The organism is Yoonia sp., assembly GCF_046292185.1.
Taxonomy (GTDB): Bacteria; Pseudomonadota; Alphaproteobacteria; order Rhodobacterales; family Rhodobacteraceae; genus Yoonia.
In genome coordinates, this window is the sequence record NZ_JBKBQY010000121.1 from 1 (window position 1) to 7,937 (window position 7,937).

Genomic DNA, 7,937 nt, shown 5'->3' on the forward strand with positions numbered 1-7,937 from the left:
CAGAGGATCTGATCCTTGCCCATGTCGGCGGGATGGATGCCTGTGCGGCTGGTCTGAAAGCCGCCGCCGCGATGCTGGAAGATGGCAAGCTGGAATCCGCGCGTCAGGATCGTTACGCCGGCTGGGAAACAAAGGCAGGCAAGGCGCTGCTGTCCAGCGATCTGGATGCGATCACCGCGCGCGTACAGGACGAAGGCATCAACCCTGAACCGCGTTCTGGCCGTCAGGAACGGTTGGAAAATCTGGTCAATCGTTACCTGTGACCTTGTAAAGCTGTGACGTAAGGTGGATCATGATCCACCTTACGGACGGTGGGAAGAGGTCAGACATGAATGAAATGCGCAGCACCGCGCGGCGGATTTTTGATGCGGGCGTGCAGGCTGCCGATCCGGTGGCCGCTGTCACGCGCCATCTGGATGATCTGGCTGCGCCCGCACTGATCATCGCCGTCGGCAAGGCAGCGCGCGGGATGGCACGGGCCGCGCTGGCCCGTTTTCCGGACGTGCCTGCCATTATCGTCACCAATTATGAAAACGCCCAGCCGCTTGACGGCGCCGATGTCCATGCCGCAGGCCACCCTGTGCCGGATGAAAGCGGTGCAAGGGCGGCGCAGGCGGTGATCACCGCCTTGCACGCCGTGACCGGCCCGGTGCTGGCGCTGATATCGGGCGGGGGCTCGGCGCTGCTGCCGGCCCCTGCAGGCGCGCTGACGCTGGCTGACAAGGTCGCGGTCAATGACCTCCTGCTGGGGTCGGGGCTTGATATCCGCGCGATGAACCTGATCCGCCAACAATTGTCCGACCTGAAGGGCGGCGGTTTTCTGCGCCATGCCGCGCCGCATCCCGTCACCGCGCTGATCCTGTCCGATGTCGTCGGCGACGATCTGGCTGCCATTGCCAGCGGCCCGACCGTGGGGCCGATCGGGACGGCGGCGCAGGCGATGTCATTGCTGCGCAATGCCTGGATCTGGGATCAGGTCCCGCAGGCGGTGCGCGATCATCTGGCCGCTGCAGGTCCGGCGGGCGATCTGCCACAAGCGCGCAATATCCTGATTGGATCGAATGGCCAAAGCGTCGCAGCCATGGCGCAGGCGGCGGGCGAGGCGCATGTCATCCCCACCCCCGTCACCGGCGATGTGGCCGATGCCGCAAGAACGATCTGCGATCAGGCCCGGCCCGGCATCACGCTCTGGGGTGGGGAAACCACCGTGGTCCTGCAAGGCAACGGGCGTGGCGGCCGCAATCAGGAACTGAGCCTGCGTGTCGCGCAAGAGGCGGTGCGGCGCGGCTGGCGCAACTGGACCTGCTTGCAGGCCGGCAGTGACGGGCGCGACGGGCCGACCGATGCCGCAGGCGGGATCGTGGATCAGGACACATTGGGCAAGATAACGGATCTGACGGCCCTTCTGGCCATCAACGACAGCTATGCCGCGCTGATGCAGGCGGATGATCTGCTGATCACCGGCGCGACCGGGACGAATGTCGCCGACCTGGGCGTGTTGATCTGGCATGGATGACAATCGGCTGGACAGGTTTGTGGGTTTGACGCAGCCCGCTTTATACCGTTCAGGGTAGATGTCGCTGCAAGTAGTCATCACGCGCTGAAATTGGCCGCTTACAGGTGCCGCAAGCGGCAAAACAGGTCAAAAGTTAATGCAAATCCCTCCCTCCCGCTATCTGCCCATCCTGTCGTGGGGGCGGGATTATACCCGTTCCGACCTTGGCAACGACCTGACCGCTGCTTTCGTCGTCACGATCATGCTGATCCCGCAATCTTTGGCCTATGCCTTGCTGGCGGGGCTTCCGGCAGAGGCTGGGCTATATGCCTCTATCGTGCCGATCATCCTTTATGCCGTGTTCGGCACCAGCCGCAGTCTGGCGGTGGGGCCGGTGGCGGTGGTGTCGCTGATGACGGCGGCAGCGCTCAGCAACATCGTCGAACAAGGCACGATGGGCTATGCGTTGGCGGCGCTGTCGCTGGCGGGATTGTCGGGGGTGATCCTGCTGGCGATGGGGTTGTTCCGGCTGGGGTTCGTCGCGAATTTCCTGTCGCATCCGGTGATCGCGGGATTCATCACCGCATCGGGGCTGATCATCGCAGCGAGCCAGCTGAAACACATTCTGGGCATCAATGCCGAAGGGCATAACCTGCTGGAACTGGCGATCTCGCTGGGTCGCAATCCGGGCGGGATCAACTGGATCACGGCGGTGATCGGCGTGCTGGCGACCGGGTTTCTGTTCTGGGTGCGCAGGGGGCTGAAACCGCTGTTGATCAGGATCGGGCTTGGGGCCGCTGTGACCGGATTTATGGTAAAGCTTGGGCCAATTGTGGTGGTCGTCGCAACAACGGCGGCGGTCTGGTATTGGGGGCTGGATGCGCGCGGCGTGCAAGTCGTGGGTGCCGTCCCGCAAAGCCTGCCGCCGTTCACCTTGCCATCGGTGTCGCCCGCCTTGCTGGCGCAATTGTTGCTGCCGGCCTTTCTGATCGCGATCATCGGCTTTGTGGAATCGATCTCTGTCGCGCAGACGCTGGCGGCGAGGAAACGCCAGCGCATTGATCCTGATCAGGAACTGATCGGGCTGGGCGCCGCCAATATCGGGGCCGCGTTCACCGGCGGCTTTCCGGTGACGGGCGGATTTGCGCGGTCAGTGGTGAATTTCGACGCGGGTGCCGCGACGCCGGCGGCGGGGGCGTTCACGGCAGTTGGTCTTGCAATCGCCGCGCTGGCGTTGACGCCGCTGATCTATTTCCTGCCCATCGCGACCTTGGCCGCCACGATCATCGTCGCGGTGCTGGGGTTGGTGGATTTTTCCATCCTGAAGCGTAGCTGGATCTATAACAGGGGCGATTTCGCCGCTGTGGCCACGACGATCCTGCTGACGCTGGCGCTCGGGGTCGAGGCGGGGATTTCCGCAGGTGTGCTGCTGTCAGTGCTTCTGCATCTTTACCGGTCCTCCAGACCGCACATTGCCGAGGTCGGTCAGGTCCCCGGCACCGAACATTTCCGCAATATCCTGCGCCATGATGTGATCACCCATGCCAGCATCGTGACCTTGCGGGTCGATGAAAGCCTCTATTTCGCCAATGCCCGCTGGCTGGAGGATCAGATCCAGAACCGCGTGGCGGGGGATAAGGATGTGCGGCACGTGATCCTGCAATGTTCCGCCATCAACGAGATTGATTTCAGCGCGCTGGAATCCCTGGAGGCGATCAACGAAAGGCTGCGGGAAATGGGCGTGCAACTGCACCTGTCAGAGGTGAAAGGGCCGGTGATGGATCGGCTGGCCGAACAGCATTTCCTGCATCAGCTAACCGGCAAAGTATTTCTGTCGCAGCATGAGGCGGTACAAAACGTCCTTGCATAGGGTGGCGCGGGGCAATTTCTGCGAGAAATCTTACACAGACGATGCGCCATTCTGGTCGAATGTGCCGTAGATACCGCCCTGAAACACCAGCGGGTCGCCGCTGGTGTGATGCGCCCGCGTCACGCGCCCCAGCACAATCACATGGTCGCCCGCGTCATGGGTGGCTTCCAGATTGCATTCAAAGGTGGCCAATGCGCCGTTGATCAGCGGCATACCGCAATGGGACTGGTGCGTCGGCACATCGCGGATTGCGGTTTTGGAACCGATGATTGCGGCACAGATATCGCGCTGGTCCGCGGCCATGACATGGATCGCAAACCGTTCGGCGCGCGCGAAATAGGCAAAGCGGTGCGAGGATTTCGCAGGCGACCACAGCACCAAGGGCGGGTCCAGCGACACGCTGGCAAAGCTGTTGGCGACGATCCCGACCGGCCCGTCCGGGCTGTTGGTGGTGACGATGGTCACGCCGGTAGCAAAAGCACCCAATGCGCCGCGAAAACTGTCGCCATCGGCGTGGGGGTCAAAACTCTGAATCGTGCCTGCGTCCATGATTGTACCTTTTTGCCAAGGGCTGCGGTGTAAAGTGTGAACCCGGTTTCACGATCCATGGCGAGGTTCAATGCGGCACAAAGCGCCCCCATGACAGGCGTGATCCTTGCTGGATGCGCCTGTAACCAAGCCACGAGCGGTGGCAATTTGTCAACGCCCTGTGTCCCGATCGGCAACCCTACGCGGGCATGCGCGAGGAAACGACATTGCATCACCATTTGCATGTCAACACGGCCTGCGCGGTGAAAGCGCGGTCAAAGTCACATTGCAGGAGGGTAAAATGGCTGTTGCACCGCAAAACAGCGCCCGGGCGGGACAGGCCGTTTTCATCTGCCACTGGGGAAAACTGCTGGCAGGACGTCGATCCTGCCAGCAAATTACGGTCGCCACAAGGCGTTCGCAGATGGGGGTACTCTTGAAAAACTAAACCAAAACACTGGCAAAAATGAACTTAAAGATCGTAAAATAGAACCGTTTCAAACACTCATTAGTCTTTGCAGAACACTCTTGAACACATGCACTCGTCTCTGCTGAGTGCGGCATATGCCCATACATTTCACCCGGTCAATGCATCTTTTGCGTGTTACTTTCCGAACCTGACCTAAAGGACAGGTTGGAGGCATATTACGTGAGGTCACGGCTTTTGCCCGTGCCAGGTCAGACACCCAAAAATCCATCTGAATCGGCACCGCCGGGGCGATCAAAGCGCTTTGATTCGGAAACTGCGCGAAATCGCCGCCGGCCCTTGACGAAGCGGTGCGGGACCGAAACATTCGCGCCTGAAACGCATTTCAAAGGACATGACATGGCTGGCGCACTTGACGGGATCACCATTCTGGACCTGACCCGCATCTTGGCGGGGCCGACCTGCACACAATTGCTGGGCGATCTGGGGGCGGATGTGATCAAGGTCGAAAACCCGATCACCGGCGGTGACGACACGCGCGGTTGGGGGCCACCTAATGTTTGTGACACCGATGGCAGACCCTCAGATCTGTCCGCCTATTTCATGGCAGCCAACCGCAACAAGAAATCGGTCAGTATCGATATTGCCACACCACAGGGGCAGGCGCAGGTCCGCGCCTTGGCCGCCAAAGCCGATATCGTCGTGGAAAATTTCAAACCCGGTGGGCTGGCGAAATATGGTCTTGGGCCGGATGACCTGCTGACGCGGCAGCCGGGGCTGATCTATTGTTCGATCTCGGGATTTGGTCAGACTGGGCCGAACCGGGACAAACCCGGCTATGATCTGATGGCGCAGGGGTTTGGCGGCATCATGAGCCTGACCGGCGAACCCGACGGCGCGCCGATGAAAGTGGGCGTCGGCATCGCGGATGTCATGTGCGGCATGTATGCGACGGTGGGTATCCTTGCCGCATTGCGCCACAAGGAACGCACCGGCGAAGGGCAGCATATCGATGTCGCACTGGTGGACAGCCAGATCGCCTGGTTGATCAACGAAGGCACCAATTATCTGGAATCAGGGCAGGTCCCCGAGCGGCGCGGTAACGGCCATCCCAATATCGTGCCTTATCACGTCTTTGCCGTCGCCGATGGGCATGTGATCATCGCGGTCGGCAATGACAGCCAGTTCGCGCGCTTTTGCGATTTTCTGGGCTGTTCGGAACTGGCGCGGGATGCGCGGTTCGCGACCAACATGGCACGCATTGCACAGCGCGATGCGCTGATGGCGATCATCGGACCAAAGCTGGCCGCGCATCCACTGGCCGCAGTGATCGCCGGGCTGGAGGCGCGCAAGGTTCCTGTCGGGCCTGTCCATACGATAGATCAGGCGCTTGGGTCCGATCAGGCAAGGGCGCGCGAAATGGTGGTGGCCATGCCCCGCGCGGATGTGCAAAAAGGCGAGGTCCGCCTGCTGGGCAATCCGCTGAAACTGTCGCGCACGCCGGTGACCTACCGGCTTGCCCCGCCGCATTTCGGACAGGACACCGATGCGGTGCTGGCCGATCTGCGCATTGAAGACTGAACAAAGGAAAACATGATGAAAGCTGTCGCCTTGACCCGTTACCTGCCTGTCACTGACCCGCAGGCCTTTGTCGATGTCGATCTGCCGAAACCGGACCCCACCGGGCGCGATATTCTGGTTGCCGTCAAGGCCGTGTCGGTCAATCCGGTGGACACCAAGGTACGCAAATCCAAAGCCGCTGATGTGGTGGAAAACCCGCCTCGCGTGCTGGGCTATGATGCCGCAGGCGTGGTTGCGGCGGTCGGGCCGGATGTGACATTGTTCGCGGTGGGCGACGAGGTCTATTATTCCGGCGACATCACGCGGTCTGGCAGCAACGCTGAATGCCAGCTGGTCGATGAACGCATCGTCGGGCGCAAACCGGCGAGCCTTGATTTCGCGCAGGCCGCCGCATTGCCGCTGACCACGATCACAGCTTATGAATCCTTCTTCGACCGGCTCGGCATCGACCGTGACGGGGCGGATGCGGGACAGACGATCCTGATCATCGGGGCAGGGGGTGGCGTGGGGTCCATCGGCATCCAACTGGCCAAGGCGGCGGGGCTGGTCGTGATTGCCACCGCGTCGCGGCCTGAAACCACCGACTGGGTGAAATCGCTGGGTGCGGATCATGTGATCGATCACCGGGCAGATATGGTGGCACAGGTCCGTGACCTGGGGCTGCAGCATGTCGATCACATCGCGATCTTCAACGACATGCGCCATTGGGATGCCGCGGTCGAATTGATCCGCCCACAAGGCGGGATCGTGTCGATCGACAATACTGATGTGCCGATGCCGATGGCGGGGATGAAGACCAAGGCAGCGAGCCTGCATTGGGAATTCATGTTCGCCCGCGCGATGTTCCAGACCCCCGACATGATCGCCCAGCATGAATTGCTGAGCTATGTCGCAGATGAAATCGACGCCGGGCGGATCCGCACGACGGTTGATACCGTGCTGTCGCCGATCAACGCCGAAAACCTGCGCAAAGCCCATGAAATGATCGAAACCGGCACGGTCAAAGGCAAGATTGTGCTGGAAACTTTCTGACGCCTGGGCGTTTCATATTTGTACCGCCACAAAGTTGTGTTTGCATCTCAAGGCTATAAACCTTGTCAGTTTCGCGGGTGCCGCTTAGAGGTGTCACAAAGTGTACTTGTGCCGAATTGGACATTAACCATGCTGAACAGACGTCATTTCATTGCAACAGGCGCCGCCTTGTTTTCGCAGCCGCTTGCGGCGCAGACGATGGTCGATCCTGAAACACGCGCACTGTTGGGTGGAAACATCGATCCCGCGCCAGCGACACCAGAGGTTGTGGCACCCGCACCAGAACCACAGGTCCGCGCCCCGGTGTCCCCCCCACATATGTGGCCGGTCTGGGACCGTCGGGTCACACCTGCCAATTACGACCCGAGGACGTCGAACCCTTGGGGTTTTCACCCCCGGTTCCTGCCCACCTTGGTCGAGGCGAATGACGGTTTGCGCCCCGGCGATTTGCATGTCGATGCAGTGGCGCGTTATCTTTACCACGTGCGCGGCGATGGCACCGCGATGCGCTATGGCGTGGCGATTGCCCGTGGCAGCCTGTATGAACCCGGCAGCTATACCGTGCGGCGCAAGGCGAAATGGCCGACATGGCGGCCGACAGACGCGATGATCGAACGCGATCCACGCGCTTATGAGCAGCATGCCGATGGCATGGACGGCGGGCCGAATAACCCGCTTGGCGCACGGGCGTTTTATCTGTTCGTGGGCAACCGCGATACCTATCTGCGGATACATGGTACGCCTGAACCGCGTTCTATCGGTGGACGTGCCAGTTCCGGCTGCGTGCGGATGGTCATGGCCCATATCATTGGGCTTTATGAAGAGGTGAATACCGGCGTGACTGCGGTGTTGTATCCAGCGGAAACCGTCACCGCGCGTAGCTGATCCTCCAGACGGGTGCGCCCGAGGGCGCACCCTAAGGTCAGGCCGCCGGGGGGGGGGGGGTTTCGGCGCCGATCGTGCTGCCGGTCACGGTGCGCCATGGCAGCAAGGTCGTGTCGACC

The 7,937-nt window shown here is 61.2% G+C and carries 6 protein-coding genes and 1 pseudogene; 6 read left to right on the forward strand and 1 reads right to left on the reverse strand.

The window, feature by feature from the left end; all coding sequences use genetic code 11:
- The 3 genes and pseudogenes from ACK4TM_RS16070 to ACK4TM_RS16080 form a co-directional block, all read left to right on the forward strand.
- Positions 1–263: pseudogene (locus ACK4TM_RS16070) on the forward strand (xylose isomerase); the annotation flags it as partial.
- A 65-nt stretch (positions 264–328) separates the two neighbouring features.
- Positions 329–1,516 (forward strand): glycerate kinase, encoded by a 1,188-nt coding sequence (locus ACK4TM_RS16075; RefSeq protein WP_409703128.1) that lies wholly within the window; start codon positions 329–331, stop codon positions 1,514–1,516.
- Between the two features lie 136 nt (positions 1,517–1,652).
- Positions 1,653–3,365 (forward strand): SulP family inorganic anion transporter, encoded by a 1,713-nt coding sequence (locus tag ACK4TM_RS16080; protein WP_409703131.1) that lies wholly within the window; start codon positions 1,653–1,655, stop codon positions 3,363–3,365.
- Between the two features lie 30 nt (positions 3,366–3,395).
- On the opposite strand, the gene ACK4TM_RS16085 is transcribed toward ACK4TM_RS16080, so the two are convergent.
- Positions 3,396–3,914 (reverse strand): flavin reductase family protein, encoded by a 519-nt coding sequence (locus tag ACK4TM_RS16085; RefSeq protein ID WP_409703134.1) that lies wholly within the window; start codon positions 3,912–3,914, stop codon positions 3,396–3,398.
- An 805-nt stretch (positions 3,915–4,719) separates the two neighbouring features.
- Here ACK4TM_RS16085 and ACK4TM_RS16090 point away from each other — a divergent pair.
- The 3 genes from ACK4TM_RS16090 to ACK4TM_RS16100 all read left to right on the forward strand — a co-directional run bounded on the left by ACK4TM_RS16090 (position 4,720) and on the right by ACK4TM_RS16100 (position 7,818).
- Positions 4,720–5,901: a CaiB/BaiF CoA transferase family protein gene (locus ACK4TM_RS16090; RefSeq protein ID WP_409703137.1), complete on the forward strand. Its 1,182-nt coding sequence runs from the start codon at positions 4,720–4,722 to the stop codon at positions 5,899–5,901.
- A gap of 15 nt (positions 5,902–5,916) precedes the next feature.
- A complete protein-coding gene (locus tag ACK4TM_RS16095; protein WP_409703140.1) occupies positions 5,917–6,933 on the forward strand; it encodes a zinc-binding alcohol dehydrogenase family protein in 1,017 nt (338 codons plus the stop codon).
- A gap of 129 nt (positions 6,934–7,062) precedes the next feature.
- The gene (locus tag ACK4TM_RS16100; RefSeq protein WP_409703143.1) at positions 7,063–7,818 is read left to right on the forward strand and encodes a L,D-transpeptidase; all 756 of its coding nucleotides are present in this window, start codon (positions 7,063–7,065) and stop codon (positions 7,816–7,818) included.
- Positions 7,819–7,937: the final 119 nt, after the last annotated feature.